Origin of the sequence: Delftia deserti, assembly GCF_042653485.1 — a bacterium.
GTDB lineage: Bacteria > Pseudomonadota > Gammaproteobacteria > Burkholderiales > Burkholderiaceae_C > Comamonas > Comamonas acidovorans.
Genome location: NZ_JBHSIH010000001.1, coordinates 4,981,470 through 5,007,792 on the forward strand (window position 1 = coordinate 4,981,470; position 26,323 = coordinate 5,007,792).

The 26,323-nt window shown below is 70.2% G+C and carries 25 protein-coding genes; 17 read left to right on the forward strand and 8 right to left on the reverse strand.

Annotated elements, in window-relative coordinates:
- Positions 1 to 4: 4 nt before the first annotated feature.
- Positions 5 to 859: a LysR substrate-binding domain-containing protein gene (locus tag ACFPFG_RS23690; protein WP_380108520.1), complete on the reverse strand. Its 855-nt coding sequence runs from the start codon at positions 857 to 859 to the stop codon at positions 5 to 7.
- A gap of 128 nt (positions 860 to 987) precedes the next feature.
- Here ACFPFG_RS23690 and ACFPFG_RS23695 point away from each other — a divergent pair, with 128 nt between their 5' ends.
- A complete protein-coding gene (locus tag ACFPFG_RS23695) occupies positions 988 to 1,401 on the forward strand; it encodes a VOC family protein (RefSeq protein ID WP_012207434.1) in 414 nt (137 codons plus the stop codon).
- Positions 1,398 to 2,369: a 2-hydroxyacid dehydrogenase gene (locus ACFPFG_RS23700; RefSeq protein WP_380108522.1), complete on the forward strand. Its 972-nt coding sequence runs from the start codon at positions 1,398 to 1,400 to the stop codon at positions 2,367 to 2,369. The genes ACFPFG_RS23695 and ACFPFG_RS23700 overlap by 4 nt, the downstream gene beginning before the upstream one ends.
- Positions 2,370 to 2,397: 28 nt before the next feature.
- Here the strand turns inward: ACFPFG_RS23700 and ACFPFG_RS23705 are convergent, their stop codons facing one another.
- The gene (locus ACFPFG_RS23705) at positions 2,398 to 3,288 is read right to left on the reverse strand and encodes a LysR substrate-binding domain-containing protein (RefSeq protein ID WP_183019517.1); all 891 of its coding nucleotides are present in this window, start codon (positions 3,286 to 3,288) and stop codon (positions 2,398 to 2,400) included.
- A gap of 156 nt (positions 3,289 to 3,444) precedes the next feature.
- Here ACFPFG_RS23705 and ACFPFG_RS23710 point away from each other — a divergent pair, with 156 nt between their 5' ends.
- From ACFPFG_RS23710 to ACFPFG_RS23735, 6 genes are all read left to right on the forward strand, one after another.
- Entirely contained in the window at positions 3,445 to 3,840 is a 396-nt protein-coding gene (locus ACFPFG_RS23710; RefSeq protein WP_016445482.1) for a RidA family protein, read from the forward strand.
- Position 3,841: 1 nt separating this feature from the next.
- Positions 3,842 to 4,387, forward strand: a complete 546-nt coding sequence (locus tag ACFPFG_RS23715; protein WP_380108525.1) for an oxidoreductase — start codon at positions 3,842 to 3,844, stop codon at positions 4,385 to 4,387.
- 98 nt (positions 4,388 to 4,485) lie between these two features.
- The gene (locus ACFPFG_RS23720) at positions 4,486 to 5,466 is read left to right on the forward strand and encodes a quinone oxidoreductase family protein (protein ID WP_380108527.1); all 981 of its coding nucleotides are present in this window, start codon (positions 4,486 to 4,488) and stop codon (positions 5,464 to 5,466) included.
- Entirely contained in the window at positions 5,463 to 6,470 is a 1,008-nt protein-coding gene (locus tag ACFPFG_RS23725; protein WP_380108529.1) for a LysR family transcriptional regulator, read from the forward strand. The genes ACFPFG_RS23720 and ACFPFG_RS23725 overlap by 4 nt, the downstream gene beginning before the upstream one ends.
- Positions 6,467 to 7,357, forward strand: coding sequence for a DMT family transporter (locus ACFPFG_RS23730; protein WP_197955070.1), 891 nt, complete (start codon positions 6,467 to 6,469; stop codon positions 7,355 to 7,357). Before ACFPFG_RS23725 ends, ACFPFG_RS23730 begins: the two co-directional genes overlap by 4 nt.
- 83 nt (positions 7,358 to 7,440) lie before the next feature.
- A complete protein-coding gene (locus ACFPFG_RS23735) occupies positions 7,441 to 8,427 on the forward strand; it encodes a LysR family transcriptional regulator (RefSeq protein WP_380108531.1) in 987 nt (328 codons plus the stop codon).
- 6 nt (positions 8,428 to 8,433) lie between these two features.
- Here ACFPFG_RS23735 and ACFPFG_RS23740 read toward each other — a convergent pair whose 3' ends face one another.
- Both ACFPFG_RS23740 and ACFPFG_RS23745 read right to left on the reverse strand, forming a co-directional pair.
- Positions 8,434 to 10,701 carry a xanthine dehydrogenase family protein molybdopterin-binding subunit gene (locus tag ACFPFG_RS23740; RefSeq protein WP_380108533.1) on the reverse strand — a complete coding sequence of 756 codons (2,268 nt, stop codon included), beginning with the start codon at positions 10,699 to 10,701 and terminating at the stop codon, positions 8,434 to 8,436.
- A 14-nt stretch (positions 10,702 to 10,715) separates the two neighbouring features.
- A complete protein-coding gene (locus tag ACFPFG_RS23745) occupies positions 10,716 to 11,189 on the reverse strand; it encodes a (2Fe-2S)-binding protein (RefSeq protein WP_012207419.1) in 474 nt (157 codons plus the stop codon).
- A gap of 252 nt (positions 11,190 to 11,441) precedes the next feature.
- Here ACFPFG_RS23745 and ACFPFG_RS23750 point away from each other — a divergent pair, with 252 nt between their 5' ends.
- From ACFPFG_RS23750 to ACFPFG_RS23790, 9 genes are all read left to right on the forward strand, one after another.
- Entirely contained in the window at positions 11,442 to 11,723 is a 282-nt protein-coding gene (locus ACFPFG_RS23750) for a CopG family ribbon-helix-helix protein (protein WP_197955072.1), read from the forward strand.
- Positions 11,720 to 12,004 (forward strand): type II toxin-antitoxin system RelE/ParE family toxin, encoded by a 285-nt coding sequence (locus tag ACFPFG_RS23755; protein ID WP_183019508.1) that lies wholly within the window; start codon positions 11,720 to 11,722, stop codon positions 12,002 to 12,004. The genes ACFPFG_RS23750 and ACFPFG_RS23755 overlap by 4 nt, the downstream gene beginning before the upstream one ends.
- Positions 12,005 to 12,073: 69 nt before the next feature.
- Positions 12,074 to 12,922, forward strand: a complete 849-nt coding sequence (locus ACFPFG_RS23760) for a helix-turn-helix transcriptional regulator (protein ID WP_183019507.1) — start codon at positions 12,074 to 12,076, stop codon at positions 12,920 to 12,922.
- 119 nt (positions 12,923 to 13,041) lie between these two features.
- On the forward strand, positions 13,042 to 15,243 hold the full coding sequence (locus ACFPFG_RS23765; RefSeq protein WP_197955073.1) for a TonB-dependent siderophore receptor: 2,202 nt from the start codon (positions 13,042 to 13,044) through the stop codon (positions 15,241 to 15,243).
- Positions 15,244 to 15,394: 151 nt separating this feature from the next.
- Positions 15,395 to 16,537 carry an ABC transporter substrate-binding protein gene (locus ACFPFG_RS23770; protein WP_197955074.1) on the forward strand — a complete coding sequence of 381 codons (1,143 nt, stop codon included), beginning with the start codon at positions 15,395 to 15,397 and terminating at the stop codon, positions 16,535 to 16,537.
- A complete protein-coding gene (locus ACFPFG_RS23775; protein WP_380108537.1) occupies positions 16,534 to 17,625 on the forward strand; it encodes a FecCD family ABC transporter permease in 1,092 nt (363 codons plus the stop codon). Before ACFPFG_RS23770 ends, ACFPFG_RS23775 begins: the two co-directional genes overlap by 4 nt.
- Positions 17,626 to 17,627: 2 nt before the next feature.
- Positions 17,628 to 18,455: an ABC transporter ATP-binding protein gene (locus tag ACFPFG_RS23780; RefSeq protein ID WP_380108539.1), complete on the forward strand. Its 828-nt coding sequence runs from the start codon at positions 17,628 to 17,630 to the stop codon at positions 18,453 to 18,455.
- Entirely contained in the window at positions 18,452 to 20,194 is a 1,743-nt protein-coding gene (locus ACFPFG_RS23785) for an ABC transporter ATP-binding protein (protein ID WP_380108541.1), read from the forward strand. Before ACFPFG_RS23780 ends, ACFPFG_RS23785 begins: the two co-directional genes overlap by 4 nt.
- Positions 20,191 to 21,912, forward strand: a complete 1,722-nt coding sequence (locus ACFPFG_RS23790) for an ABC transporter ATP-binding protein (RefSeq protein ID WP_183019502.1) — start codon at positions 20,191 to 20,193, stop codon at positions 21,910 to 21,912. Before ACFPFG_RS23785 ends, ACFPFG_RS23790 begins: the two co-directional genes overlap by 4 nt.
- A 4-nt stretch (positions 21,913 to 21,916) precedes the next feature.
- On the opposite strand, the gene ACFPFG_RS23795 is transcribed toward ACFPFG_RS23790, so the two are convergent.
- Genes ACFPFG_RS23795 through ACFPFG_RS23810 form a run of 4 tightly spaced genes read right to left on the reverse strand, consistent with a single transcriptional unit; the run spans position 21,917 to position 26,105 of the window.
- A complete protein-coding gene (locus ACFPFG_RS23795; protein ID WP_183019501.1) occupies positions 21,917 to 23,152 on the reverse strand; it encodes a c-type cytochrome in 1,236 nt (411 codons plus the stop codon).
- 12 nt (positions 23,153 to 23,164) lie between these two features.
- Positions 23,165 to 23,986 carry an ABC transporter ATP-binding protein gene (locus ACFPFG_RS23800; RefSeq protein WP_183019500.1) on the reverse strand — a complete coding sequence of 274 codons (822 nt, stop codon included), beginning with the start codon at positions 23,984 to 23,986 and terminating at the stop codon, positions 23,165 to 23,167.
- Positions 23,980 to 25,035, reverse strand: coding sequence for an ABC transporter permease (locus tag ACFPFG_RS23805; protein ID WP_380108544.1), 1,056 nt, complete (start codon positions 25,033 to 25,035; stop codon positions 23,980 to 23,982). Before ACFPFG_RS23805 ends, ACFPFG_RS23800 begins: the two co-directional genes overlap by 7 nt.
- Complete coding sequence (locus tag ACFPFG_RS23810; protein WP_380108546.1) at positions 25,032 to 26,105, reverse strand: ABC transporter substrate-binding protein; 1,074 nt, start codon at positions 26,103 to 26,105, stop codon at positions 25,032 to 25,034. Before ACFPFG_RS23810 ends, ACFPFG_RS23805 begins: the two co-directional genes overlap by 4 nt.
- Positions 26,106 to 26,323 lie beyond the last annotated feature (218 nt).

Below are 26,323 nucleotides of genomic sequence, written 5' to 3' on the forward strand. Positions count from 1 at the left end.
CAACCTACGCGAGTGCGCCCTCCAGCAGCTCGGCCATGCGCGGCAGGTCGGGCTCGGCGCTGGTCACCAGCCAGATGGCGCGCTCATAGGCGGCGCCCGCGATGGGCAGCATGCGGCAGTCGCCCATGAAGCGCTCCAGGCCCGTCCAGTGCGGCACCAGGCCCACGCCCATGCCGTCGGCGGCCAGCATGGCAATGGCCTCCAGCGCGTCCAGGTCGCACAGCACCGCAGGCTCCAGCCCCTGGTCGGCCAGCCAGTCGGCCGCATGGCGGCCACCCCAGGCATCGGGGTCGTAGCGTATGTAGGGCAGGCTGCGCAGCAGCGCGGCCGGCCGGCCGCGTGCCTGGGGCGGGGCCAGCAGCACCAGCGGCTCGCTGCGCAGCTGCACGCTGCGCAGCGCCTTGGGCAGTTCAAAAGGGGGCGCCACGATGACGGCGGCATCGAGCTCGCCGGCCTGCAGCATCTGGAACAGCGCGCGCGAGGTGCCCGGCACGATGACGGGCCGGCACTGTGGCGCCGCCTGCGTGAGCTTGCGCAGCGCGGCCGGCAGCATGCCGGTGAGCGCGGTCGAGATGGCGCCGATGCGCAGCGTGCCGGCCAGCCCATCGGCGCTGGCATCGCTGCCCAGCAGCGCGGCCTCGCGCACCAGGCGCCGCGCGCGCGGCAGCAGGGCCACGCAGGCCTGGGTGGGGCGGGCCGCATGGCCGCTGCGCGAGAGCAGGGCAAAGCCCAGTTCGCGCTCCAGCGCCTGCACGCGCTGGCCCACGGCGGCGGCGGTCAGGTGCTCGGCGCGCGCCGCATCGGCGATGGAGCCGCTGTCCACCACGGCGATCAGGCTCTTGAGATAGCGGGTCTCCAAAAGATTTCCTTGGGGATTGCAAAGAAATCAACGCTATCACTTTTGAAAAGCCTCTGCTAGGCTCGCGCCACCCACGGCAGGCCACGGCCTGCGAACCTGCCTGCACCACAACAACCAAAGGATCAGCCATGCGCACCAGCTTCCACCTTGCCTACCATGTCCGCGATCTGGACGAAGCGCGCGCCTTCTACGGCACGCTGCTCGGCTGCCAGGAAGGCCGCAGCACCGAGACCTGGGTGGACTTCGACTTCTTCGGCCACCAGATCTCGCTGCACCTGGGCGAGCCCTTCCCGGTCACGAACACCGGCCGCGTGGGCGACCACATGGTGCCCATGCCCCACCTGGGCCTGGTGATGGCCATGGACGACTGGAAGGCCCTGGCCGCGCGGCTGTCGGGCGGCGTGGTGGATTTCGTGCTGCAGCCCGGCATCCGCTTCGAGGGCGAGCCCGGCGAGCAGGCCACCATGTTCTTCCGCGACCCCAGCGGCAATCCCATCGAGGTCAAGGGCTTCGCCGACCTGGACAAGGTCTTCGCCAAATGAGCGGTTCGCTGTCTCCGCGCGCCTCGCTCCCCCCGCTCCCCTTCGTCTGCGCACCCGGCTACCCGGCAGCCCAGGCCTGGCTGCAGGCCCTGCAGGCCGCCCTGCCAGAGGAGCGCGTGGTGGCGCTCGATGCGCTGGATGCGGACCAGCGCGCGGCCTGCGAGGTCGCCATCGTCGCAAATCCCCAGCCTGCCGACCTGCGCACGCTGCCGCGCCTGCAATGGGTGCACAGCGTCTGGGCCGGCGTGGAGCGCCTGGTGGCCGACCTGGGCGAGACCGACCTGCGCATCGTCCGCCTGGTGGACCCGCAACTGGCCGACACCATGGCCGAGGCCGTGCTGGCCTGGACCCTGTACCTGCACCGCGACATGCCGCGCTATGCCCGCCAGCAGGCCGCGCGCCAATGGCTGGCGCATGACGGCGTGCGCGCGCAGGACAGGACGGTATCGCTGCTGGGCCTGGGCGCACTGGGCAAGGCCGCCGCGCAGCGGCTGCTGTCGGCGGGATTCCAGGTGCGCGGCTGGAGCCGCACGCCCAGGCACATCGAGGGCGTGCAATGCCATGCGGGTGATGCCGAGCTGCCTGCCATGCTGGCGCATACCGACATCCTCGTATGCCTGCTGCCGCTCACGCCGCAGACGCGCGGCATCGTCGGCGCGCAGGCGCTGGCCGCGCTGCCTGCCCATGCCTCGCTGATCAACTTCGCGCGCGGCCCCATCGTGGACGATGCCGCGCTGCGCGCCGCCCTGGACGGCGGCCGCCTGGCCCATGCCGTGCTGGACGTGTTCGAGCAGGAGCCCCTGCCCGAAGCGTCCTGGCAGTGGGCGCACCCCGCCGTGACCGTGTTGCCCCACATCTCGGCACCCACGGACCGCGCGACGGCATCGGCCATCGTGGCGGGCAACATCCGGCGCTGGCGCGCCGGCGGCGAGCTGCCGCAGGCGGTGGACGCGGCGCGGGGCTACTGAGGGCGGCTACGGTACGGCTATGGCACGGCTATGGCACGGCCATGGACTGGCTTCTGAGCCAGTCCATGACGGCGCGCACATGGGGGCCCGGCTCCCGTTGCTCGCCCACGGCCAGATGGTAGGTATGGCCGGTGATCGAGGGGCCGAAGGGTTGCACCAGGTGGCCGGCCGCAATGTCCTCGGCCACCAGGGCCAGGCTCACCAGGGCAATGCCATGACCGGCAATGGCCGCCTGGATGGCATGGCCCTCGTCGGAAAAGCGCAGTTGCCCCGCCGGTGAATTCCAGGCCAGGCCTGCCTCGTCAAACCAGCGCTCCCAGGTGGGATTGCTGGCGTGCGCCGTCTTCCAGTCAAAGCGGATCAGCGGCAGGCGGGCCAGGTCGGCCGGACCCAGCACGCCCAGACGGGGATTGGCCACGGGTGCAAAGCGGTCGCTGAACAGGGGCTCGGCCACCAGGCCCGGATAGGGGCCGCGCCCGTAGCGCACGGCGATATCGACGGCATGGGAGCGCAGGTCCACCACATCGTCCGAGGCCTGCAGTTGCAGGTCCACCTCCGGGTGCATCGCGCGGAAGCTGGCCATGCGCGGCACCAGCCATTTCACGGTGAACGCATTGGTGGCCGAGATGCTGACCTGGGCGCGCAGGCGCTTTTGCAGCAGGCGCTCCAGCGTGGCGGCAAAGGCGTCGAAACCGTCGCGCAGCACCGGATAGAGCTGGGCGCCGGCCTCGGTCAGCACCACCTTGCGTACCTGGCGATCGAACAGCGCCAGGCCCAGCTGTTCCTCCAGCGCGCGGATCTGGTGGCTGATGGCCGTGGGTGTCACGGCCAGGTCGTCGGCGGCCTGCTTGAAGCTGCCCAGGCGGGCGGCGGCCTCGAAGGCGCGCAGTGCGGAAAGTGGCAGCTGGTTGCGTTGCATGAGGGCTGGAGGATGCAAGGGTCGGGAGAGGAATGGGGTGAGGAAAACTCATCTTATGCCTGACAAATGAACCTTTGTCGCAATCATCCGGCTTCCCTATCGTCCACCCATGCCCCAAGCGCGATCCTGCCGGGGATGGATGAAGGAAATGAAACCATGCTGCACCGTGTCACCACGCAACCCGATCCCTACGAGCCGTTTTTGCTGTCGCAAGGCATTCGCTTTGGCGAGCTGCTGTTCATCTCCGGCCAGGCCGGCGCCGGAGACGATGGCCGCATCGTGCCGGGCGGCTTCCTGGCCCAGGGCCGGCAGGCGTTTGCCAATCTGCGCCGCGCGCTGGAGGCGGGCGGCTCCAGCCTGAAGGACGTGATCAAGGTCACCATCTTCGTCACCGACATGGGCCACTTCGACGAGGTGGTCGCCCTGCGCCGCGAGTTCTTCGGAGCCCCCTATCCGGCCGACACGATTGCCCAGATCCAGGCGCTGTACGACCCGGCGGCCATGATCGAGATCGAGGCCATTGCAGCCGTGCGCGATGGCCAGGCCCGCTGACATGGATGCGGCCGTTCTGTTCGAGTCCCTGCGCCTGGGCTCCATCACCGTGCCCAACCGCCTCGTCTTGGCCGTGCGGCGCGCGGTGGGCGCGGACTTCGTGCTCGGCGTGCGCATCTCCCAGGGCAAGGTCAATGACTTCGGCCACAAATGGGCAGGCGGTGCGCAGCAGGCAGCCGAGCTGTTTGCCACGCTGGGCGCCCAGCCCATCGACTACCTGCACACGACGGAGTTCGTGGCATGGAAGCCGGCCTTTGACGACACTGGCCCAAGCCTGGCCGCGCTGGCCCGTGCGCAGCTGGCGCAACGCGCGGTACCCGTGCTCGCCAATGGCTCACTGCAGGAGCCCGCGCAGGCAGCAGGCATGCTGGCGCGGGGCGAGGCCGATTTCGTGTCCCTGGGCCGTGGTGCACTCACGCATGCCGACTGGCCGCTACGCGTGCGCGCCGGGTTGCCGCTGGCCGCCTTCGATCCGGGCATGCTGGCGCCCATTGCGGATCTGGAGCATGCCGCGCGGCATGCGGCAAGAACTGACGCGGTCTGCTGAGCCAATTGCTGCACCTGGTGCAGCAGTGAACTGCATGCTGCAGCATTGCTGCCTTCAATCGAATCTTCTACGCTGCACCCATTTCACGGAGCAGCGAGATGAAGCCATTGATCAAGGTCCGCATGGACGCCGCAGGCACTCCCGACGCCATGCGCCTGGAGCCGGTCGAGGTGCAGGCGCCCGGCCCCGGCCAGGTCTGGCTGGAGCAGACCGCCATCGGCGTGAATCCGCTGGACGTGAGCCAGCGCAAGGGCGCTGTCGCCATCGCCTTTCCCTCGGGCCTGGGGCTGGAGGGCGCGGGGCGGGTGGCCGCCGTGGGCGAGGGCGTGACGAATGTGGCCGTGGGCGAGCGCGTGGCCTATGCCACGGGGCCGCTGGGCGCCTATGCCAGCGCCCGCCTGTATCCGGCCGAGCGCCTGGTGAAGCTGCCCGATGCGCTGGCGGACGACGCGGCGGCGGCCGTGCTGTTCAAGGGCATCACGGCGCAGTACCTGCTCAAGACCACCCATGCCGTAGGCCCCGGCAGCCGCATCGTGATCTATGGCGCCGCCGGTGCGCTGGGCCAGTTGATGTGCGCCTGGGCCAGGCACCTGGGCGCTCTGGTGATCGGCGTGGTGTCCAAGGCGGCCAGCGTGGAGCGCGCGCGGGCGGCCGGCTGCGACGAGGTCTTCGTGTTCGACGCGGCCACGCTGCCGGGCCAGGTGCTGCAGGCCACCGGGGGCCTGAAGGCCGACGTGGTCTACGACCCCATCGGCCGCACGACGCTGGGCGCCTCGCTGGACTGCCTGCGCCCGCGCGGCCTGCTGGTGTCCTTCGGGGCGACCTCCGGCCTGCCCGATCCCATCTCGGTGGCCACGCTCAATGCCAAGGGCTCGCTGTTCCTCACGCGCCCTTCGCTGGCCGCGCACACGGCCACGGCGGCCGAGTACCAGGAGCGCGCACGGGACGTGCTGGCCGCCGTGGCGGCCGGCATCATCGTGCCAGGTGTCTGGCGCCGGTATGCGCTGGCGGAGGTGGCGCAGGCGCATGGCGATCTGGAGCAGGGACGCTCCCAAGGTGCGATCATCCTGACCCCATGAACCTTCTGGACAGCCAGCACGCCGATGAACTGGCGGCCCTGGTGGCGCTGCATGAACAAGGCTCCTTCGCTGCGGCGGGGCGGGCCTTGCTGCGCCATCCGTCCGTGCTGTCCAAACGCCTGAACGCGCTGGAGGCCCGGCTGGGCGTGCGGCTGGTGGAGCGCAGCACACGCCATCTGCACCTGACCGACGAGGGCCTGCGCCTGGTGGACAAGGTGCGCCAGGCGGCCGGCCTGATTGCCGATGCCCAGAAGGAGGCCGCCCAGGGCGCCTCGCAGGCCCGGGGCCGGCTGCGGCTGTCGCTGCCGGCCGCCATGGGGCGGCGCTGGCTCAGCCCGCTGCTGGCGGAGTTTGCGCTGGCGCATCCGCAGATCGTGCTGGAGGTGGAGTACGCGGACCGCTTCGTGGACATCGTGGGCGAACGCTTCGACGCGGCGGTGCGCATAGGCCGGCTGGCGGACAGCCGTCTCGTGGCGCTGCGGCTGGGCGGGCACCAGCGCATCCTGGGCGCCGCGCCCGCCTATCTGCAGGCCCACGGCACGCCGGTGCACCCCGAGGACCTGGCGGCGCACCGCTGCCTGGGCTTCACGGGGCTGCAATCGTTTCCGCAATGGGAGCTGGTGCACGGTGGCGCATCGGGCGATGTGCCGCAGGGCCAGGCCCGGCACACCGTGCTGGTGCGCGGCCCCATGGTCAGCAATGACAGCGAGGCCCTGCTCACGGCCGCCGTCATGGGCGTGGGCATTCTGGCGGGCGGCGACTGGCTGATGAGCGAGCACATGGCCGCAGGCCGGCTGGTGCGGGTGCTGCCGCAATGGCGCCTGGATGGCGCCTCGGGCATCTACTTCGTGCGGCCCTCGGCGGCGTTCAGCAGCGCGGCCATGACGGCGCTGCGCGACTGCCTGGTGCGGGGGTTTGCCACGCGCAGCCCCTGGCGCACGGGGCATGACACACTGGCGCCGCCCCCATCCCTGCCTCCGCCTTTCTCCGCATCCGCTCCATGACCCAAAAAACCTCGCCGCCCGCCTTGGCGGCCGCCTTGCTTCCCTGGCTGTTCGTGCTGCTGTGGAGCACGGGCTTCATCGGCGCCAAGTTCGGCCTGCCCTATGTGGAGCCGCTGACCTTTCTGACGCTGCGCTATGCCATCGTCCTGGTACTGATGGCGGCGGTGGCCCTGGTGCTGCGCGCGCCCTGGCCACGGTCGGCGCGCCAGTGGCTGCACATTGGCGTGTCAGGGCTTTTCGTGCATGGCGTGTACCTGGCCGGCGTGTTCACGGCCATCGCCCATGGCCTGCCTTCGGGCGTGACGGCCCTGGTGGTGGGGCTGCAGCCGCTGATCACGGCCCTGGTGGCCGGCACCTTGCTGGGCGAGTCCGTGCGGCCTCGGCAGTGGGCCGGGCTGGCGCTGGGCTTCACGGGCGTGGCCCTGGTGGTGGCGGGCAAGATCGCCTCGGTGCCTGTCCATGCCCTGCTGGCCATGCTGGTGCCGGCCGTGGTGGCGCTGGCCGGCATCACGGCCGGCACGCTGTACCAGAAGCGGTTCTGCCCCTCGTTTGATCTGCGTACGGGCTCGGTGATCCAGTACCTGCCCTGCCTGGTGGCGACGGGGGCGCTGGCCCTGGCCACGGAAACCATGCAGGTGCGCTGGAGCGGCGAATTCCTGTTCGCGCTGGGCTGGCTGGTGCTGGTGCTGTCCGTGGGCGCGGTCAGCCTGCTCAACCTGCTGATACGCCGCGGCGGCGCCGTGCACGTGGCCAGCCTGTTCTACCTGACGCCGCCGGCCACGGCCCTGATCGCCTGGGCCATGTTCGGCGAGACGCTGGGCGGCCTGGCGCTGGCGGGCATGGCCTTGACCGCGGGCGGCGTGTGGCTGGCGCGCCAGGGGCGCTAGCTCCTGCGTCATGCCGATCCGGGGCATGCGCAAAGGCCCGATACTCCGGCACTGTCAGCCCACGAATACCGGATTTCCGCACCATGCCCATCAATGAACTGCGTGCCATCGCCACCTTTGCCAAGGCGGTCGAGCTGGGCAGCCTGCGCCAGGCGGCGCTGTCCCAGGGCGTGAGCCCCCAGGCCGCCAGCCAGGCCGTGGCCCATCTGGAGCAGCACCTGGGCGTGCGCCTGCTGCACCGGACCACGCGCAGCCTGGCGCTGACCGAGGAGGGCCAGCGTTTCCTGCAGGACACCCAGCCGGCGCTGGCCGCGCTGGACCGCGCACTGAACCTGGCACGCGACAGCCGCGAGGGCATTGCGGGGCCGTTGCGCATCGTGGGCCCCAAGTCCTGCTTTGCGCCCGTGCTGATGCCGCTGCTCGATGAGTTCTGCCGCCTGCACCCGGGCATCGTCCCCGATGTGCGGCTGGACGACGGCATAGGCAACTGGGTGCTGGACCGGGTCGATGCGGGGTTTCGCATCGGCGCCTCGCCCGATGAAAGCGTGATCGGGCGGCGGCTGTTTCCCGTGCAGCTCATCGTCTGCGCGGCGCCGCAGTACCTGCAGCGCCATGGCGTGCCCCGGTCGCTGGACGAACTGGCCGCTCACCGCTGCAGCATGTTCCGCCATGCGGCCACGGACACGGTGATGCCCTGGTACCTGCCGGTCGATGGCGAGCTCACGCACCGCTACCTGCAGCCGGCCCTGTCCACCAACGATGCCGAGCTGGAGCTGCATGCCGTGCTGGCCGGCCAGGTGCTGGGCCAGCTGTCCAACATCTGCGCGGCCGCGCATATCCGCGCGGGGCGCCTGGTGCCCGTGCTGCTGGCGCATGTCAGCGAGCACATCGGCCTGCATGTCTACTACGGCAGCCGCGACGCGCTGCCCCGGCGCGTGCGTGCCTTCATCGACCTGGCCGTGCAGCGGCTGCAGGCCTGCCCGGACTATCTGCTGTCCGCAGAGGAGCTGGCGACGGCAGCCGCAGCGGGAGCCGCTGCCGCTGCCGCTGCCGCCGTCGCCGGCCGCTGACCGTGCTCAGGCCAGATCGAACGGCAGCTTGCGCACGGGCTTGCCCGTGAGCTGCGCCACGGCGTTGGCGAAGGCCGGGGCCAGCGGCGGCAGGCCGGGCTCGCCCATGCCCGTGGGCGGCTCGGCGCTGGGCACGACGTGGACGGCGATCTCGGGCATGTCGGTGATGCGCGGCACGGCGAAGTCGCCGAAGTTGCTCTGCTCCACCACGCCGTCCTTGAGCGTGATCGCCGCGCCGGGCAGGCACATGGACAGGCCCATCAGCGCCGCGCCCTGCACCTGCGCCTCGATGGTGCGCGGGTTCACGGCCAGGTTGCAGTGCACGCCGGCCGTGGCCTTGTGCAGCACCGGGCGGCCGTCCTTGACCGAGGCCTCCACCACATAGGCCACCACCGTGTCGAAGGACTCGTGCACGGCCACGCCCCAGGCGCGGCCCGCGCGCAGCTGGCGCTTGCCGTAGCCGCTCTTGTCCACGGCCAGCTGCAGGGCCAGGCGATGGCGCGGGTGCTTGTCGCCGAACATCTGCATGCGGTAGGCCACGGGGTCCTGGCGGCTGCTGCGCGCGATCTCGTCGATCAGCGTTTCCATGACGAAGGCCGTGTGGGTCGATCCCACGCTGCGCCACCACAGCACGGGCACGTTGACCTTGGGGTGGTGCACGGTCAGGCGCATGGGCAGCGGATAGGGCTCGCGCATGCCCTCCACGGCCGTGGCGTCGATGCCGTTCTTGATCATGCCGCCCTCGAACATGGTGCCCGCGGTGATGGACTGGCCCACGATGGCGTGGTCCCAGGCCAGCACCTTGCCGCGTTCGTCGAAGCCGATCCTGGCGCGGTGCAGGTGCATGGGGCGGTAGTAGCCGCCCTTGATGTCGTCCTCGCGGCTCCAGACCATGCGCACGGGGGCGTTCAGGCCGGCGCGGCGCGCGGCCAGCGCCACCTGGCAGGCCTCGACCACATAGTCGCTGGTGCCCACGCCCCGGCGGCCAAAGCCGCCGCCGGCCATCTGCACGTGCACGCGCACCTGCTCGGGCTTGAGGCCCAGCACGCGCGCGGCGGCCATGCCGTCCACGCCCGCGAACTGCGTGCCCAGGTAGAGGTCGGCTCCCGCCTCGCCGGTCTCGCCCATCTGCACCGTGCAGTTGAGCGGCTCCATGGGCGCATGGGCCAGGTAGGGGAAGCTGAACTCGGCCTCGATATGGCGCGGCGCCTTGTCCAGCGCCGAGATATCGGCGTCGAAGTGGCGTGCGCCGGGCTGCGCGGCCAGTTCGCGGTACTGGGCCAGCTGGCGTTCGCTGTCCACCTTCTCCACGGCGTCGGTGTTCCATTGCGCCTTCAGCGCCTCGCGGCCCTTGCGCGCTGGCCAGTAGCCGGTGGCGATCACGGCCACGCCTTCGCCGCCACCGTCCACGGGCACGCGCAGCACGGCCTTGACGCCGGGCACGGCACGCGCCGCAGCGTCGTCCAGCGAGGCCAGCTGTGCCTTGAACACGGGCGGGTGTGCAATCACCGCCGTCAGCTGGCCCGGCAGGTGCATGTCGATGCCGAAGCTCTGCTGGCCGCTGCTCTTGGCCCGGGCGTCGATGCGGCCCGTGGGCTTGCCGATCAGGCGGAAGTCCTTGGGATTCTTCAGCACGACGGTGGCCGGCACGGGCTGGGCCATGGCGGCCTGGGCCAGCTCGCCATACGACAGCTTCTTGCCGTTGGGGCCGAGCACGAAGCCCTCGCGCGTGCGCAGCGTGGCGGCGTCCACCTTCCACTGCGCGGCGGCGGCGGCCACCAGCATGGCGCGTGCACGGGCGCCCAGCTCGCGGTACTGGGTGTAGCTGTGCTTGAGGGCGGTGGAGCCGCCCGTCATCTGGATGCCGTAGCGCGGATCGGCGTAGGCTGCATCGTTGCCGCCCAGGCGGGCGCGGACCTTGCTCCAGTCGGCGTCCAGCTCCTCGGCCAGCACCAGGGGCAGGGCGGTGTGCACGCCCTGGCCGAATTCCAGGCGGTTGATGGCCACGGTGACTTCGCCGCTGGGCGAGATCTCCACGAAGGAGGCGGGCTGCTCGGTGGGCTTGAGGCCGGCGGCCGCACCCTTGCCCGGCGCCTGCGCCATGGCGGGAAACACGCCCAGGGCCAGCGAACCGGCACCGGCGATCTTGAGGAAGCTGCGGCGGGGGATCTGTGCAAGGGTCGGCGTGTCGGCGATGGCAGCAGTGGCCTCGTCACGGTCCAGGATGTGCTGCAGGGCGCGCGGCAGTTCGGCGGGGTTGAAGGTGGTCAGCATGCGGCGTTCTCCATTCAGCCCAGGGTGCGCGCGGCATCGGCCACGGCCGTGCGGATGCGCGCATAGGTTCCACAGCGGCAGATGTTGCCGGCCATGGCCGCGTCTATCTCCTCGCCGCTGGGCTTCTTGCCCTTGGGCAGGGACTTGAGGAAGGCCGTGGCGCTCATGATCTGCCCGCTCTGGCAGTAGCCGCACTGGGCCACGTCGTGGCGCACCCAGGCATCGCGCACGGCGGTGCCCACGCGGTCGGAGCCCGAGGTCATGGCCTCGATGGTGGTGATCTTCTGGCCCGCGGCCGCCGAGATCGGCGTCACGCAGGAACGTATGGCCTGGCCGTTCATGTGCACCGTGCAGGCGCCGCACAGCGCCGCGCCGCAGCCGAACTTGGTGCCGGTCATCTCCAGCGTGTCGCGCAGGGCCCACAGAATGGGCGTCTCGGGGTCCAGGTCCATGGAAACGGTCTTGCCGTTGATGGTGAGATCGGTCATCGCAGTCTCTCCTTGTTGTGGGTCAGTCAGGCAGGGGTGGGGTCCCCGCGGTAGTGTCGTGCGCAGCTGCGGCCCATGGAAGCCGGGCGCCGTCGAGGCGCGAATATAGAAAGAGGCCTTGCTTGCAACTAGTCCTGATTTGATTGATGCATTGGCAAGTGCAAGTTGCGAATGGGGTGAAGCGGTTGAGTCTCTGGAGTACTTGGTACTGACGATGTATATACTTTGTTGGTATCTTCGCAGGAGTCAATCATGCCCAAGGAAGCTGTTTTCACCATGAAACTGGAAGCCGAGCTGCGCAAAGACTTCATGGCCGAAGCCGCAGGCGAGGACCGGCCCGCATCCCAGGTCATGCGGGAGTTGATGCGCGACTACATTGAGCAGCGCCGCAAGGCCCGTGAATATGACGGCTATCTGCAGCGCAAGGTCGAGGCGGGACGCGCCTCCATGCGCGCTGGACTTGGCCGCTCGAATGAGGAAGTCGAGGCCGAGTTCGCTGCCCGGCGCAGTCAGGTTGCGGCAGACCGTGCGTGAAAGTCATCTGGACGCCGCAGGCGCAGCAGGATCGCGCCGATATCTGGGACTACATCGCAGCTGACAATCCTCGCGCAGCCTTGCGCATGGACCTGCTTTTCAGCGACGCAGCCGCCCGGTTGGCCGCGTATCCCAAGATGGGCAAAGCGGGCAGGATTGCCGGCACGCGCGAGCTGATCCCCCATGAAAGCTATCGCCTTGTCTATGAGATCGATGGCACGACGATCTGGTTGCTGGCCCTGGTGCACACCGCGCGCCAGTGGCCGCCGCTGGAGGATTGACGAGGCGGTACAAGGTCTTGGCTGTTGAACGTATGATTTGAGAATAATTCTCATTCATAGATGTGCAACGTGTTCCAGTGGAATTCCAGATTCGACAACCAGCTGTGCCTGGCGGCCGGCTGCCGCATGACGCAGGAGCCTGTGGAGGTCCGCGCGCCGGTGTTCCAGGGCCTGCAGATCATCGTGGCCCTCAACAGCAAGGTGCAGGCCGGGGTCAACGGCCGTCTGATGGAGGTGTCCGATGCCGGGGTCTACCTGGTGCTGGCCACGGGCCTGCATGAGGGACTGGACCGCTATGAATCCCACAGCCTTCAGCGCTATGTGCGCATAGGCTTCGATGCCGAGGCGGCGGAGCGTCAGGGCTTCGGGCTGGATCTCATAGCGCGCAGCGGCCACCACTGCTTCAACGACAACGATCTGCTGGTATTGCGCCAGGGGCTGTCGGCCACGGCGCGTGCGCTGGCCACACAGATTCTGGTCTGCCCCTATCAGGGGCCCATGCGTGATCTGTTCCTCAATGCCAAGAGCCTGGAACTGTCGGCTGCCGTGCTCCAGCAGTGCCTGCCGGCGGCGGGCGCGCAGGGGGCTGGCGCCGCGCTGTCGCGCGCCGATGTGGAGCGGCTTTGGCATGCGCGCGAGGTGGCCACGGCACATTTCCAGGATCCGCTATCGCTGGCCGAGCTGGCGCGCGCGGTGGGCATCAACGAGCGCAAGCTCACGGCCGGCTTTCGCCAGCTGTTCGGCATGAGCGTGTTCGAGCACCTGCAGCAGCACAGGCTGGAGCAGGCCTACGGCCTGCTCACTTCGGGCGGCTGCTCGGTCACGCAGGTGGCGCTGGAGGTGGGCTACAGCATTGCGCATTTCTCGACGGCCTTTCGCAGACGCTTCGGCATCGCACCCAGCGAGCTGCTGCGCTGAGCCGACGCTCTTCGCCGTTGCCGGCTGGCGAAAGCCAAACTCCGGCCAGCGAAAGCGGCGAGCCTGCCTCTTGCCTACAGTCGAATGCAATTGATTTTCATTTGCTTCGAGAGGGTTGAATGTCGCAGCCAGATTCTGCGGACCGGGATGCCGGCCCGCCCCGTTTCTCCATCACATCGATCGCGCTGGCCGTCTGCGTCCTGGGCCAGTGCGCCCTGGCCCGGGCGGCCGAGGACAAGCTGCCCGAGGTGCAGGTCACGGGCCAGGCGGTCAAGGACCGGCCCACCGAGCTGACGGGTGGCTACGCGGCCCCGGGCGTCTCGGTGGGAACCAGGCTGCCTGCCACGCTCAGGGAGACGCCGCATTCGGTATCCGTCATCACGCGCCAGCAGATCGAGGACCAGAACCTGCACACGCTGGACGAGATCATGGCGCAGACCCCCGGCGTGACGGTGGACCTGTCGGGCACGGGCGTCATTCCGGCCTTCTATGCGCGCGGCTATCCCATCGAGTACTTCCAGTACGACGGCCTTCCCGTGCAGACAGGCGGCGCTTCCTGGAGCCAGCCTGACATGGTGATGTTCGACCATGTGGAGACGCTGCGTGGCGCTGCGGGCCTGTTCAATGGCGCGGGCCAGCCCGGCGGCGTGATCAATCTGGTGCGCAAGCGCCCCACGGGCGACCGGCGCTTCACGGGCTCGCTGGGCCTGGGCTCCTGGAATGCGGCCCGTGCCGAGATCGACTACAGCACCCCGCTGAACGCCGATGGGTCGGTGCGTGCCCGCCTGGCGGCCGCGCACGACCAGCGCGACTCCCATGTGCGCTATGCCAGCAGCCGGCGCGATTCGCTGTACGGCATCGTCGAGGCCGACCTGGGATCGGCCACCACCGTCTCCTTGGGCGCCGGCCACCAGAGGCGCGACTGGGTGCCGCCCATGATGGGCGTGCCGCGCTACGCCGACGGCGGCGACCTGGGGCTGGCACGCAGCACCTTCCTGAGCACGCCCTGGACGCACTGGGACTTCGAGACCACCCAGGTCTTCGCCGACCTCAGCCATTCCATCAATGCCGACTGGCAGCTCAAGCTGGCGGCGGTCTCCGACCGCGAGTCCAGCGCGCTCAAGTACGCCTATGTCTCGGGCGCGGTGGACCGCGCCACGGGCCTGGGTCCCCGCCTGATGGGCGGCGCCAATGACTACGACAACGAACAGCTGTCGCTGGACGCCATGCTCAGCGGGGCCTGGCAGGCCTGGGGCCGGCGCCACGAGGTGGTGCTGGGCGCCAACTGGTACGACCGCGACGCGCGCTCGCAAGGCGGCAGCCTTCCGGGCTTTGGCGGCATTCCCGTCAATGTGTTCGACTTCGACCCGGCCGCCTACGCCGATCCGGGCGCCGTGCAGTGGACATCGGACTCGCGATCGCGCACGCGCCAGTACGGCATCTATGGCGCCGCGCGGCTGAAGCTGGCCGATCCGCTGACCCTGCTGCTGGGCGGTCGCTGGAGCTGGTGGCGCACCGACTCCGTCAACCAGCGCACGGGCGCGCAGACGGCCGACTACCGGCAGGACGGCCGCTTCACGCCCTATGCGGGCCTGGTCTTCGATCTGGACTCCCGCTGGTCGCTCTACACCAGCTATGCCGACATCTTCCGCGTGCAGAGCAACTACCGGGGCGAGGATGGCGGCGGACTGCCGCCCGTGGTCGGCGCCAACTACGAGGCCGGCATCAAGGGCTCGCTCGACGATGGCCGGCTGCAGGTGGCGCTGGCGGCCTTCCGCATCGTGGAGAGCAACCGCGCCGTGGCCGTGTCGCCCGTCATCGTGGACAGCTGCTGCTACGCCGCGCAGGGCAAGGTGCAGAGCCAGGGCTTCGACGCCGAGCTGGCGGGACAGATCGCCCCGGGCTGGCAGGCCATGGCCGGCTACACCTACAACACCAGCGAATACAAGCGCGACCCCAGCTATCAGGGCCAGTCCTTCAGGACCTTCAGTCCCCGGCATCTGCTGCGGCTGTGGACCACATACCGGCTGCCGGGCGCGCTCAACGCCTGGGATGTGGGCGGCGGCATCAACGTCCAGAGCGGCACCTACAGCGAGGGCGGCAAGCCCCTGGTTCGAGCCACCCAGGGCGGCTACGCCACGGCCAGCCTGCGCGTGGGCTACCGCATCAGCCCGCAGTGGAGTGCGGCGCTGAACGTCAGCAACCTGTTCGACCGCAGCTACTACACGCGCCTGGGCAGCGGCGGATTCGGGCCGGCCAACTTCGGCAATGTCTATGGCGAGCCGCGCAATGTGCAGGTGAGCTTGCGCGGCCGGTTTTGACCCCCTGAGCCGCTTTGCGGCGTCCCCCTGAGAGGGACGGCAGCCTTGCTGCGGGGCGTTGCGGCCGGCTCAGGCCCTTGCTTGCTGTCCCAGGCTTTGGGGCGCGCCGGTTGCATTGGGTATGCCGGTAACGACTGAGAGAAGAAAACAGATGCAAATACGGACAGGAATGCGGCGCGGGTTGCGCGCTGCGGTGGCGGCGCTGGCGCTTTGGAGCGGGCTGGCCCAGGCCTTGACCGTGACGGACATGGCGGGGCGCAGCGTGCAGGTGCCGGACCGCGTGCAGCGCGTGCTGCTGGGCGAGGGACGCATGGTCTACACCATGGCCCTGCTGGAAGGCCGGCAGGCGGTGGAGCGCGTGGCGGGTTGGCAGGGGGATTTCCGCCTGCTCGATACCCAGGGCTATGCAGCTTTCTCCAAGGCCTTTCCTGCCATGGAGAAACTGCCGCTGGTAGGCGGCGCCACGCCCGAAAGTTTCAACGTGGAACAGGCCCTGGCCGTGCGTCCCGACGTGGCCTTCATGGCCGTCTCGGGTGGTCACGGGCCCGCGCCCGACAGCCAGGCCGTGCGCCAGCTGCAGGCGGCGGGCGTGCCCGTGGTCTTTGTGGATTTCAGCCAGCATCCGCTGACCCATACCGTGCCCAGCCTGCGCCTGATGGGCCAGGTGCTGGGCCGCCAGCAGCGCGCCGAGGACTTCATCGCCTTCTACGAGCAGCGCATCGAGCGCGTGCGCCAGCGTGTCGCGGCGGCGCGCAGGAAGGACGGATTCCAGCGGCCCGCCATCTTCATCGACATGCTGGCCGGCCTGCGCGACTGCTGCGGCTCGCCGGGCAAGGGCAATTTCGGGGAAATGGTGGAGCTGGCCGGCGGCGACAACATCGGCGCCGGCCGCATTCCCGGTCCCATCGGTACGCTGAACCTCGAATATGTGCTGTCGCGCGATCCTGCCGTCTATGTGGCCACGGGCGTCTTCGCCAGTGGCCAGGGCGGCGTGACGCTGGGCTACCAGGCCACGCCTGCCCAGGCGCAGGCCAGCCTGGCGACGGTGGCTCAGCGTGCCCAAACGCGCGAGCTGTCCGCCGTCCGAAAGGGGCGCGTGCACGGCCTGTGGCACATCTTCTACGACTCGCCCGAGCATGTGATTGCCGTCGAGGCGCTGGCCAAGTGGCTGCATCCCGAACTCTTTGCCGACATCGACCCGCTGCGCACGCGGCGTGAGCTGTACGAGCGCTTCATGCCGATTCCGATGACCGGCGTGCTGCTGACCGACCTGCCTTCCGGGGCCGGCCGATGAGCGCGGCCATGGAGGCCAGTGCCGTGGCGGCAGAGACGGGCGCTGCAGCGGCCGGTGCCGCGCAGCGCTACCGCCGCCGCCATGCCCGCCACGGGCTGGTGCTGGCGCTGCTGGCCCTGGCGCTGCTGGCCAGCCTGGCACTGGATGTGGCCACCGGCCCGTCGGGCATGGGGCTGGCACGGCTGTGGCAGGTGCTGGGCGATCCGGGCAGCGTGTCGCGCGTGGAGGCCGTCATCGTCTGGAACGTGCGCCTGCCCTATGCGCTGATGGCCGTGCTGGTGGGTGCGGCGCTGGCGCTGGCTGGCGCGGAAATGCAGACCGTGCTGGCCAATGCGCTGGCCAGCCCGTTCACGCTGGGCGTGTCGGCGGCCGCCGCCTTTGGCGCGGCCCTGGCCATCGTGCTGGGACTGGGCGTGCCGGGCGTGCCCGCGCAGTACGTGGTGTCTCTCAACGCCTTCCTCTTCGCGCTGCTGTCGGTGGGCCTGCTGTACGGGCTGGCCATGTGGCGCGGATTTGGCGTGCAAAGCCTGGTGCTGTTCGGCATCGCCCTGGTGTTCAGCTTCAACGCCCTGGTGGCACTGCTGCAGTTCGTGGCCGACCAGAACACCTTGCAGCAGCTGGTCTTCTGGACCCTGGGCAGCCTGGCACGCGCCTCCTGGGACCGGGTTGCCGTCATGGCCGCCGTGCTGGCGCTGTGCCTGCCCTGGTCCTGGAGCCAGAGCTGGTCGCTGACCGCGCTCACGCTGGGCGAGGACCGCGCGCGCAGCCTGGGCGTGCCGGTCACGGCGCTGAGAGGCTGGGCGCTGCTGCGCATCAGCCTGCTGTCGGGCGTGGCCGTCTCCTTCGTGGGCACCATAGGATTCGTGGGGCTGATCGCACCGCACATCGCGCGCATGCTGGTGGGCGACGACCACCGCGTGCTGCTGCCGGCCTCGGCGCTGGCGGGGGCACTGATCCTGTCCATGGCCTCGGTGGCCAGCAAGACGCTGATCGAGGGCGTGCTGGTGCCCGTGGGCATCGTGACCTCGCTGGTGGGCATTCCCTTTTTCATGGCCATCGTTGCCCGCACGGGCCGGCAGGAGCGCTGAGCATGCCATTCCGCAACGCGCTGCATGTCAGCGATGTTCACATGGGCTATGGCGCAGCACCCGTGCTGCGCGGTGCCACTCTGGGGCCCTTGGCTGCGGGTTCGGTCAATGCGCTGGTGGGGCCCAATGGTGCAGGCAAATCCACGCTGCTGCGCGGCATTGCAGGCTTGCAGCGCATGCGCGGCGAGGTGCGCCTGGGCACGGCGCTGCTGTCTTCCCAGCCGCCGCTGCAGCGCGCGCGCCAGGTGGTCTATGTACCGCAAAGCCTGCCCGAACGCTCGCGACTGGCGGTGTTCGAGTCCGTGCTCAGCGCGGCCATGGCCGGCGAGCCCGCACAGGCGGCCCGTGGCTGGCCGCTGGCCGGCACGCATGAGGCCGAGACCGCCGTGGAGCAGGTGCTGCAGCGCCTGGAGCTGACGGCCCTGGCCGACCGGCCGCTGGCTGCGTTGTCGGGTGGCCAGCGCCAGATGGTGGGTCTGGCCCAGGCCCTGGTGCGCCGTCCGCGCCTGCTGCTGCTCGACGAGCCGACCAGCGCCCTGGACCTCTACCACCAGCACCGCGTGCTGGACGTGGTGACCGAGATCGCGCACGAGCGGCAACTGGTGGTGCTGGCCGTGCTGCACGACATCAACCTGGCCATGGGCTGGGCAGACCGGATCATGGTGCTGGACCAGGGCCGCGTGGTGCGTGCCGGCAGCCCTGTCGAGGTGGTGGACAGCGCCCTGCTGCACGAGGTCTACCGCGTGCAGGCCGTCGTGGAAACGGTCAACGGCCGGCGTCTGGTCGCCGTGAGGCACGCGCTGGGCGGCCGTGGGCAGGAGCCGTCATGAGCACCTCGCTCGAACGTTGGATGGTGTCGCGCTCGCGCGCGCAGCTGGCGGCCACGGTGGCCTGCGGGCTGCTGGCCCAGGCCATGCTGGTGGTGCACGCGCTGTGCCTTGCTCGACTGCTGGACCAGGCCATGGAGGGGGCGTCGCTGCATCCCTGGCTGGCGATCGGTCTGGCGGCCCTGGTGCTGCGCGGCGTCCTGGTCTGGCAGGAAGAGTGGTGGGCGCAGCAGGTGGGCATGCGCACGCGCGCCGTGCTGCGCGAACGCCTGCTGGCCCGGTTGATGCGCCTGGGGCCGGCCTGGGCGGCGGCCCGCCCCACGGGCGAGCTGCAGGCCACGCTGGTTGCAGCTGTCGATGCCGTGCAGGTCCATGCCAGCCGCCATGTTCCCAGCCTGCTGGGAGCCGTGCTCGGCTGCGCGCTGGCGCTGGGCGCCCTGGCATGGGTGGACGCGGGCTGCGCGCTGCTGCTGGCCGTGTTCGTGCTGGGGCAGCCGCTGCTGGACCGGCTGTGGCTGCGCCGGCACATGCCCGGGGCCAGCGGCGTCATGGCGGCCCTGGCTGCCTTTGGGGCGCAGCTGCTGGACAGCCTGCGCGGCATGGAGACGCTATGGGCCTTTGGCGCCTCGGCGCGCTGGCGCATGCGTCTGGCCGAACAGGCCGCCCGCCTGCGTGCCGAGTCCATGCACACGCTGCGCGCCACCTTGCTGCGCACCGGCCTGACGCGTTTCGTTGGCCTGGCCGGCATGGCCAGTGTCCTGGGGTGGGGCAGCTGGCAGCTGGGCCAGGGCCGGCTGGATGCGGCATCGCTGCTGGCCGTGCTGCTGCTGTCGCGCGAGGCCTTCAGGCCGCTGGAGCGGCTGGAGAAAGCCTTTCATGCGGCCTGGGCCGCGCGCGACGGCCTGCATGCCATCGACGCGCTGTTGCACGCGCCGCTGCCCGTGCCTGAGCCGCAGCGGCCCGGACCTGCTCCTGCAGACGGCCGCATCTCGCTGCGCGGGGTGTGCTTTGCCCATGACCAGGGGCAGGAGCCGGGGCGGCCCGAGGTGCTGCACGGACTGGACCTGGATATCGCCGATGGTGAATGGGTGGCGCTGGTGGGGCCCTCGGGCGTCGGCAAGTCCACGCTGCTGTCGCTGCTGTGGCGCGCCGCCGATCCCCGGCGCGGCATGGTCTGCCTGGGCGGCCGGGACCTGCGGGAGCTGAGCCTGGCGCAGTTGCGCTCCAGGGTCGCCCTGGTCGCCCAGGACACGCTGCTGTTCAGCGGCAGCCTGGAGGACAACCTGCGCATGGCCAGCCCCCAGGCCTGCCTCCGCGACATCGAGGCTGTCCTGCGTGATGTGCAACTGGCCGATCTGGTGGACAGCCTGCCCCAAGGCCTGCAGACCGAGGTGGGCGAATTCGGCGCGCACCTGTCGGGCGGGCAGCGCCAGCGGCTGGCCCTGGCGCGTGCCTTGCTCAGGCGTGCGCCCGTGCTGCTGCTGGACGAGCCCACATCCAGCGCAGATCCACGCACGGAGCAGGCCTTGCTGCAGGTGTTGCGGCCATTGCGGGGCCGCCGCACTCTTGTCATGGCCGCGCACCGCCTGGAGACGGCGCGCGAGGCGGACCGCATCGTGGTATTGGAAGACGGCCGGGTGGCCGAACAGGGCACGCACGATGATCTGCTGCGCCGTGGCGGCCGCTATGCACGGCTCTGGGAGGCGTCTCGGGCCAAGAGGATGACGGAGGAGGTCGCATGATCCGCGATGAATCCCGCAGCTGGGCCGGCCTGCTGGCGCCGGTGGCGTCGCACAAGCGCCTGCTGGCAGCGGCGTTGCTGGCCGCCGCGCTGGCGCAGGCTACCGTGGTCGGCGCCTGGGTGCTGGCTGCCTGGATTGCCGGACAGGCCGCCATGGGCGCGCCGTGGACTGCGCTGCAACCGGCACTGGGCGCATTGGCCTTGACGGCGCTGGTGGCCGCGCTCAGCCAATGGTGGCAGACCCATGCCTCCCATGCGCTGGCATTTGCGTTGATAGAAACACTGCAGCTGGGCATCTACGACGGGCTGGAGCGTGGCGCAGGCAATGCGGCCGGCCCGCAGCGCAGCGGTGACATCGCCGCCACCGCCACGGCCGATGCCGAGCTGATGGAGCACTTCTACGCCCACATGCTGGGCGAGCTGTCCGGCGCCCTGTGCGTGCCGCTGGCGGCGCTGGGCCTGCTGGCCTGGCTGCATCCGCTGCTCGCCCTGGCCTGGCTGCCCTTTGTTGCCTTGCCGGTGCTGGTGTCCTGGTGGCTGGCCGGCAAGGCACAGCGGCAGGCCAGGGCGCTGGCAGCGGCCCAGGGCGAACTCAATGCCGATGTGGTGGAAGGCCTGCGCGGGCTGCGTGAACTGGCGCTGCTGGAGGCCGGCCCGCGCTGGCTGGCACGCATGCGTGCCAAGGCTGCCGCCCTGTCCCCGCAGGTGCGCAGGCATGCGTCGCTTGCTGCGGGCCAACTGGCCACCGCGGACCCGTTGCCGGCCGTGTCGGCCCTGGCCATGGCTGCCGTGGCCGCCTGGCTGCTGGACCAGGGGCATATCGATGCCGCTTGGCTGCCGGTCGTGGTGGTACTGGCCGGCATGGCTCTGGCGCCGCTGGCCGAAGTGGCTCAGGCCGCGCGCAGGCTGGGCGATGTGAAGGCTGGTGGCGACCGCATCGTGCAACTGCTGCGCCAGCCCCGGCGCATTGTGGACAGCGGAACCCGTGAGGCGCCGGCCACGGCGTCGCTGGACTTCTGCGGTGTGCATTGGCAGCGTGGCGGCATACCCGTGCTGCGCGGACTGGACCTGTCCCTGCGGCCTGGCGAAATGGTGGCCCTGGCCGGCGCGTCCGGCGCCGGCAAAAGCAGCTGCGTGCAGCTGTTGCAACGCCTGGGAGAGCCCGACGCCGGCAGCCTGCGCATGGGCGGCATGGACATCCGTGAATTGCCGCTGGCCGTGTTGCGCCAGCAACTTGCCGTGGTCCGCCAGGAGGTGCATTTGTTCGACATCTCCATCGCCGACAACATCCGCCTGGGCCGGCCTGACGCCAGCGATGACGAGGTACGGCAGGCCGCCATGCTGGCGCAGGCCCATGGCTTCATCAGCGGGCTGCCGCAAGGCCATGCCACGCGCTGTGGCGAACAAGGCATGCGGCTGTCGGGTGGCCAGCGCCAGCGCATCGCCCTGGCGCGCGCTCTGCTGACCGGTGCTCCCGTGCTGGTGCTGGACGAGGCTTCCTCCCATCTCGACAGCGAAAGCGAGCAAGCCCTGCTGCGCGCGCTGGACGCCTTGCGCGAGCACCGTACCGTGCTGCTCATCGCCCACCGGCCCGCCATGCTGGCCTGCGCCGACCGCGTGGTCCTGCTGGAGGGCGGCCGCATCGTGGAGCAGGGCACCCACCGGGAGTTGCTCGCGCTCCAGGGCGCCTATGCCAGCCTCATGGCGGCGGATGCCTGATTCCTCAGTGCACAAACCCACCCTTGATGAACCGCACGGGCTCGGCATCCATGCGAGCGATCAGGGCCCCGAGGCCGTCGGATGAGCCGTCGGATGAGCCATCGGACGGGCCGGCGGTTGCCGCAGCGGCCGTCGTCGCCTCGACCGTCGTCCTCGCGGGCGCGTCCGTGCGGCAGACCAGGTCGTCCTCCGACCAGCCCTGTGCGCCCGGACGCGATAGCGCGCGCAGCCAGCCGCTGCGGTCGCCCAGCCATTGCATGCCCTGCAGCTGCTCCGAGCCGCTGAGCAGGGCCATGGCCTGCCAGGCGCGCGGGTCGGTGACGGTGCAGTCCAGTGCGCTGGCGGTGCGGTTGCCGCCATCGGGCGACAGCTGCAGGCTGACCAGGCGCGGGTCTTCCTGCACCGGGCCGCTGCCAGCCACCACCCTCAGCCGCTGCTGGCGGCTTTGCCAGGTGCTCAGGCGGCGCGCGGGCTGGCCTGCGCACTGCACGGCCATGTCGGGCAGGCCCACGGGATAGGGCCAGCTGCCGGCGATCTGCAGCATCTGGCCTGCGGCGCGGGCCTTCATGAAGTCGATCAGGGCCCAGGCGTCGTCGCTGGACAGCCGGTCGGCTTGGCCGTGTGCCCGTGCGCCGTCGCCAGACTCCACGGCACGGCGGTCATGAAGAATGGCCCAGAGCAATTCCCCATCGGCGCGGCGCCACAGCAGCGGGCTGGTGAAGTTGGGGGGCCAGACCGCCTGGCTGGCGGCCAGCGGGCCGTGGCCCCGGCCATCGGCACCGTGGCAGGCTGTGCAGTGCCGGGCATAGACCGCGCTGCCGCGCGCAATGCTCTCCACGCTGAAGCCCGTGGGCGAGGCGTGGAAGCTGGTGGCATGCGCGGGCACCAGGATCAGGTCGGCACGCGGCCAGGGGGCCAGCAGCAGGGCGAGCGCGGCCAGCGCGGTCAGCACCAGGGCCGGCAGGCGGATGCGGCGCAGAACCAGGGCCAGCGCCAGGGCCAGCACCAGCAAAACGATGGCGGTGGCCACGGCCGCCAGCGACCACAGCAGCCCCCGGGCCTGGCCCAGGTCGATCAGCAGGTTTTCGCCAGACAGGCGCAGGGCCCAGGGCCAGGCAGGCTGGCCGTCCACCGTGCCGGCCAGGCCCAGGCCGTGCAGCAGCTGCAGCAGGCCGACCTGGGCCTGCTGCATGGCGCCGATCAAGGGGTTGAGCCAGTCGGGGGAGTCGCTGCGTTGCATCGGAGGCGGGCGCTACCAGGTCTGGTCCAGGCCCAGGTGGCGCAGGGCCTCGTGGCGCAGCTCGGACAGGCGGGCGTGGCCGCGCTGGCGCGGGTAGGGCAGGTCCACATCGATCTCGGCCACGATGCGGGCAGGCCGCTGGCTGAAGACCAGCACGCGGTTGGCAAGAAAGAGGGCCTCCTCCACATCGTGCGTGACCAGCAGCACGGAAAAGCCCGCGCGCTGCCAGATCTTGAGGATCTCGCTTTGCATGGCCAGCCGCGTCAGCGAGTCGAGCTTGCCCAGCGGCTCGTCCAGGATCAGCAGGCGCGGGTCGTTGACCAGGGCGCGCGCCAGGGCCGCGCGCTGGGCCATGCCGCCCGACAGCTGGTGGGGATGGCTGTCCGCGAAATCCTCCAGTCCCACCAGGCGCAGGGCCTCGTCGATGCGGTGGGCCTGGCTGTCCAGCAGGCCGCGTGCCTGCAGGCCCAGGGCCACGTTGCCGCGCACCGTGCGCCAGGGAAACAGCGTGGGGTCCTGGAAGACGACGATGCGCGAGGGATCGGGCTCGGTGATGGCCGTGCCGTCCTGCGCCACGGCGCCGGCCGTGGGCGCGTCCAGCCCGGCCACCAGGCGCAGCAGCGTGGACTTGCCGCAGCCGCTGGGGCCCAGCAGGGCGACGAACTCGCCGGGCCGCACCTGCAGGCTGACCTCGTCGAGCACCTGCAGCGCGCCCTGCCCCTGGCCGAACCAGTGGCTGACGGCCTGCACATCGATGGCCGCGCCGGCTAGGGCCGCCCCGGCGATGGCGGGCGTGGCTGCGGCGTTGGCGGCGTGTTCTGCGGCAATCACCATTTGACGGTTCCCTTCTGCCACGACAGCGTGCGGTCGCGCACGGTGAACAGCAGCGTGATCAGGCCCGAGCACAGCACGGCCATGACCAGCAGCGCCGTGTACATGTTGGCGTAGGCTGCCCAGCCCTGGGCCCACTGCAGATACCAGCCCAGGCCGGCCTTCACGCCCATCATCTCGGCCGTGATCAGCACCGAGAACGAGGCGCCCAGCCCCATGAACAGGCCCACGAAGACCTGGGGCAGGGCGGCCGGGATGGCCACGCGCAGCACCAGGAACCAGGGCGATGCGCCCAGCGTGCGCGCCACGTCGTAGTAGCTCTTGCTGACCGATGCCACGCCCGACCAGGTCAGCACGGCCACCGGAAAGAACGTGGCCAGCGCCACCAGGAACACGGCTGCCGAGTAGCTCGACGGCGCGAAGAAAAAGGCCAGCGGCAGCAGGGCCGAGGCCGGCACCGGCCCCAGGAAGCGCAGCAGCGGATGCACCCAGTAGCCCGCGATGCGCGACCAGCCTATCCACACGCCCGTCAGAAACCCGATCACGGCGCCGAACACGATGCCGTTGAGCAGCAGCCGCAGCGAATACAGCGTGGACAGGCCCAGGCGCTGCCAGTCCTCATGGACCACGTCGATCAGGCTTTGCGGTGGAGCGAAGAACGGCGGCGGCAGCGCGCCGAGCTTGGCCGTCAGCGTCTCCCACAGCGCCAGCAGCAGCGGCGCCGCCACCAGCCAGGCACCGGCCGGGCGCAGCCAGCGGTCGATGCGCCGTGCTGCCCGTACGGGTCGCACAGGCAGCGCGGCCGAGGCCAGCAGCAAAAGGGCCACGACCAGGGCGGCAATGCCGAATTCCTGCGTGAATGCCCATTCGCTGAAGCCGATCTCCTTGTTGGGCCACAACAGGGTCAGCATGCCCAGGCCGGCCCAGGCGGCGGCGGCCAGCAGGCCGGTGCGCCAGGGGCCTGCCTTGCGCGTGCCCTGCGCCTGTTCCCGCTCCAGGCCGGGTGGGGCATCCGTGGCGCCCAGGCGCCAGCGTGGTCTTGCGGTGCTCATGCGAGGACGTCCAGCGTGATGTGGCTGGCAAAGCGGCCAGGGTCGGTCTGCTTCTTGAGCACGCCGGCCGTGCGGAAATCGGCCGCAAAGGCCTGGACCTCGTCGCGCAGCGGCTTGCCGTGCGGATGGTGCTTGAAGGTCAGCTCGGCCAGCAGGCGCTGCAGGTCCTCGACGGGCACCTTGGGTGAGTACCTGGCAAAGATCTTCGCCGTTTCGTTGGGGTTCTCGGCGATGTAGTCCGAGGCCTGGGTCAGCGCGCGCACCACGCTGGCCGCAGCGGGCTTGTTGGCCCGGGCGAATTTCGCGCCTGCGCCGATCACGCAGCAAATGCTTTCGGCGTACTCGTTCTTGGCGCTGTTGCCCAGTTCGAGGAAGGTGCCGGGGTTGCGCTTTTCGATCAGGTAGAGATTCGGGTCGCCGTCGGCAATGGCCTGGATCTCGCCTTTTTTCGCGGCGACGTCCAGCAGGTCGGCCGGGTAGACGCGCCATTCGATGTCCTTGTCCACGTCCAGGCCGCGCTTGGCCAGGTGGATGGAATAGAACTGCTTGGCCGGGCTGTTGAGGTCGGCCACGCCGATGGTCTTGCCCTTGAGCGTCCTGGGGTCCAGCGTGACGCCGGCCGACTTCAGGCCGACCAGGCGCAGGCAGCCGCCGTGCACGCTGCCGATGAGCTTGACATCCAGCCCCGCCTCCAGCGGCTTGATCCAGCGGTGGATCAGGCCCGCGCCCGCATCGGCCTTGCCCGTGGCCAGCGCCTCCAGCAACTGGTCGGCCGAACCGCCCCAGTTCAGCAGTTCCACGTCCAGGCCGTTGCGCTCGAAAAAGCCGCGCTCCAGCGCCACGGGAATGGGCGAATGGCAGAAGCTGGCCTGGCTCCAGGCAAAGGTGATCTTCTGGCGCGGCTGCGCCCCGGCGCGGCCGCTGAACCAGGCGGCCGATCCCAGCGCGCCGGCGGCGGCGCCGGCGCGGATCAGGGTGCGGCGCGAGAGCGAAGGCTCGGTCGCCTCGCAAGCATTGCCAGCGGCGCAGCGGCTGTCCTGGGTGGTATCGGTCTGGGTCTTGCGGGTCATGGAACTCCCTCCAAAGCAGTTTCGGGACTGCCGATGCTGGCCGCTGAGTGCCGTGTTTCCAACGACGCAAAACGCGCATCCATATGTGCGTGGCAACTAGGAAGGGCGCGGCCCGGCGACATGCGCAAACCGAATAAGCGAACGCGTTTTTCTTCGTAGTGCGCAGGGTGCGGGCTTCGAATAATGGGCTGCATCGACCACTCATACGGAGTCCATGC

Excerpts from the sequence above, each read along its gene's own strand:
- ACFPFG_RS23695 (WP_012207434.1), top strand. The coding sequence starts at position 988 with ATGCGCACCAGCTTCCACCTTGCCTACCATGTCCGCGATCTGGACGAA.
- ACFPFG_RS23700 (WP_380108522.1), top strand. The coding sequence starts at position 1,398 with ATGAGCGGTTCGCTGTCTCCGCGCGCCTCGCTCCCCCCGCTCCCCTTC.
- ACFPFG_RS23705 (WP_183019517.1), bottom strand. The coding sequence starts at position 3,288 with ATGCAACGCAACCAGCTGCCACTTTCCGCACTGCGCGCCTTCGAGGCC.
- ACFPFG_RS23710 (WP_016445482.1), top strand. The coding sequence starts at position 3,445 with ATGCTGCACCGTGTCACCACGCAACCCGATCCCTACGAGCCGTTTTTG.
- ACFPFG_RS23715 (WP_380108525.1), top strand. The coding sequence starts at position 3,842 with ATGGATGCGGCCGTTCTGTTCGAGTCCCTGCGCCTGGGCTCCATCACC.
- ACFPFG_RS23720 (WP_380108527.1), top strand. The coding sequence starts at position 4,486 with ATGAAGCCATTGATCAAGGTCCGCATGGACGCCGCAGGCACTCCCGAC.
- ACFPFG_RS23725 (WP_380108529.1), top strand. The coding sequence starts at position 5,463 with ATGAACCTTCTGGACAGCCAGCACGCCGATGAACTGGCGGCCCTGGTG.
- ACFPFG_RS23730 (WP_197955070.1), top strand. The coding sequence starts at position 6,467 with ATGACCCAAAAAACCTCGCCGCCCGCCTTGGCGGCCGCCTTGCTTCCC.
- ACFPFG_RS23735 (WP_380108531.1), top strand. The coding sequence starts at position 7,441 with ATGCCCATCAATGAACTGCGTGCCATCGCCACCTTTGCCAAGGCGGTC.
- ACFPFG_RS23740 (WP_380108533.1), bottom strand. The coding sequence starts at position 10,701 with ATGCTGACCACCTTCAACCCCGCCGAACTGCCGCGCGCCCTGCAGCAC.
- ACFPFG_RS23745 (WP_012207419.1), bottom strand. The coding sequence starts at position 11,189 with ATGACCGATCTCACCATCAACGGCAAGACCGTTTCCATGGACCTGGAC.
- ACFPFG_RS23750 (WP_197955072.1), top strand. The coding sequence starts at position 11,442 with ATGCCCAAGGAAGCTGTTTTCACCATGAAACTGGAAGCCGAGCTGCGC.
- ACFPFG_RS23765 (WP_197955073.1), top strand. The coding sequence starts at position 13,042 with ATGTCGCAGCCAGATTCTGCGGACCGGGATGCCGGCCCGCCCCGTTTC.
- ACFPFG_RS23770 (WP_197955074.1), top strand. The coding sequence starts at position 15,395 with ATGCAAATACGGACAGGAATGCGGCGCGGGTTGCGCGCTGCGGTGGCG.
- ACFPFG_RS23775 (WP_380108537.1), top strand. The coding sequence starts at position 16,534 with ATGAGCGCGGCCATGGAGGCCAGTGCCGTGGCGGCAGAGACGGGCGCT.
- ACFPFG_RS23780 (WP_380108539.1), top strand. The coding sequence starts at position 17,628 with ATGCCATTCCGCAACGCGCTGCATGTCAGCGATGTTCACATGGGCTAT.
- ACFPFG_RS23785 (WP_380108541.1), top strand. The coding sequence starts at position 18,452 with ATGAGCACCTCGCTCGAACGTTGGATGGTGTCGCGCTCGCGCGCGCAG.
- ACFPFG_RS23790 (WP_183019502.1), top strand. The coding sequence starts at position 20,191 with ATGATCCGCGATGAATCCCGCAGCTGGGCCGGCCTGCTGGCGCCGGTG.
- ACFPFG_RS23795 (WP_183019501.1), bottom strand. The coding sequence starts at position 23,152 with ATGCAACGCAGCGACTCCCCCGACTGGCTCAACCCCTTGATCGGCGCC.
- ACFPFG_RS23800 (WP_183019500.1), bottom strand. The coding sequence starts at position 23,986 with ATGGTGATTGCCGCAGAACACGCCGCCAACGCCGCAGCCACGCCCGCC.
- ACFPFG_RS23805 (WP_380108544.1), bottom strand. The coding sequence starts at position 25,035 with ATGAGCACCGCAAGACCACGCTGGCGCCTGGGCGCCACGGATGCCCCA.
- ACFPFG_RS23810 (WP_380108546.1), bottom strand. The coding sequence starts at position 26,105 with ATGACCCGCAAGACCCAGACCGATACCACCCAGGACAGCCGCTGCGCC.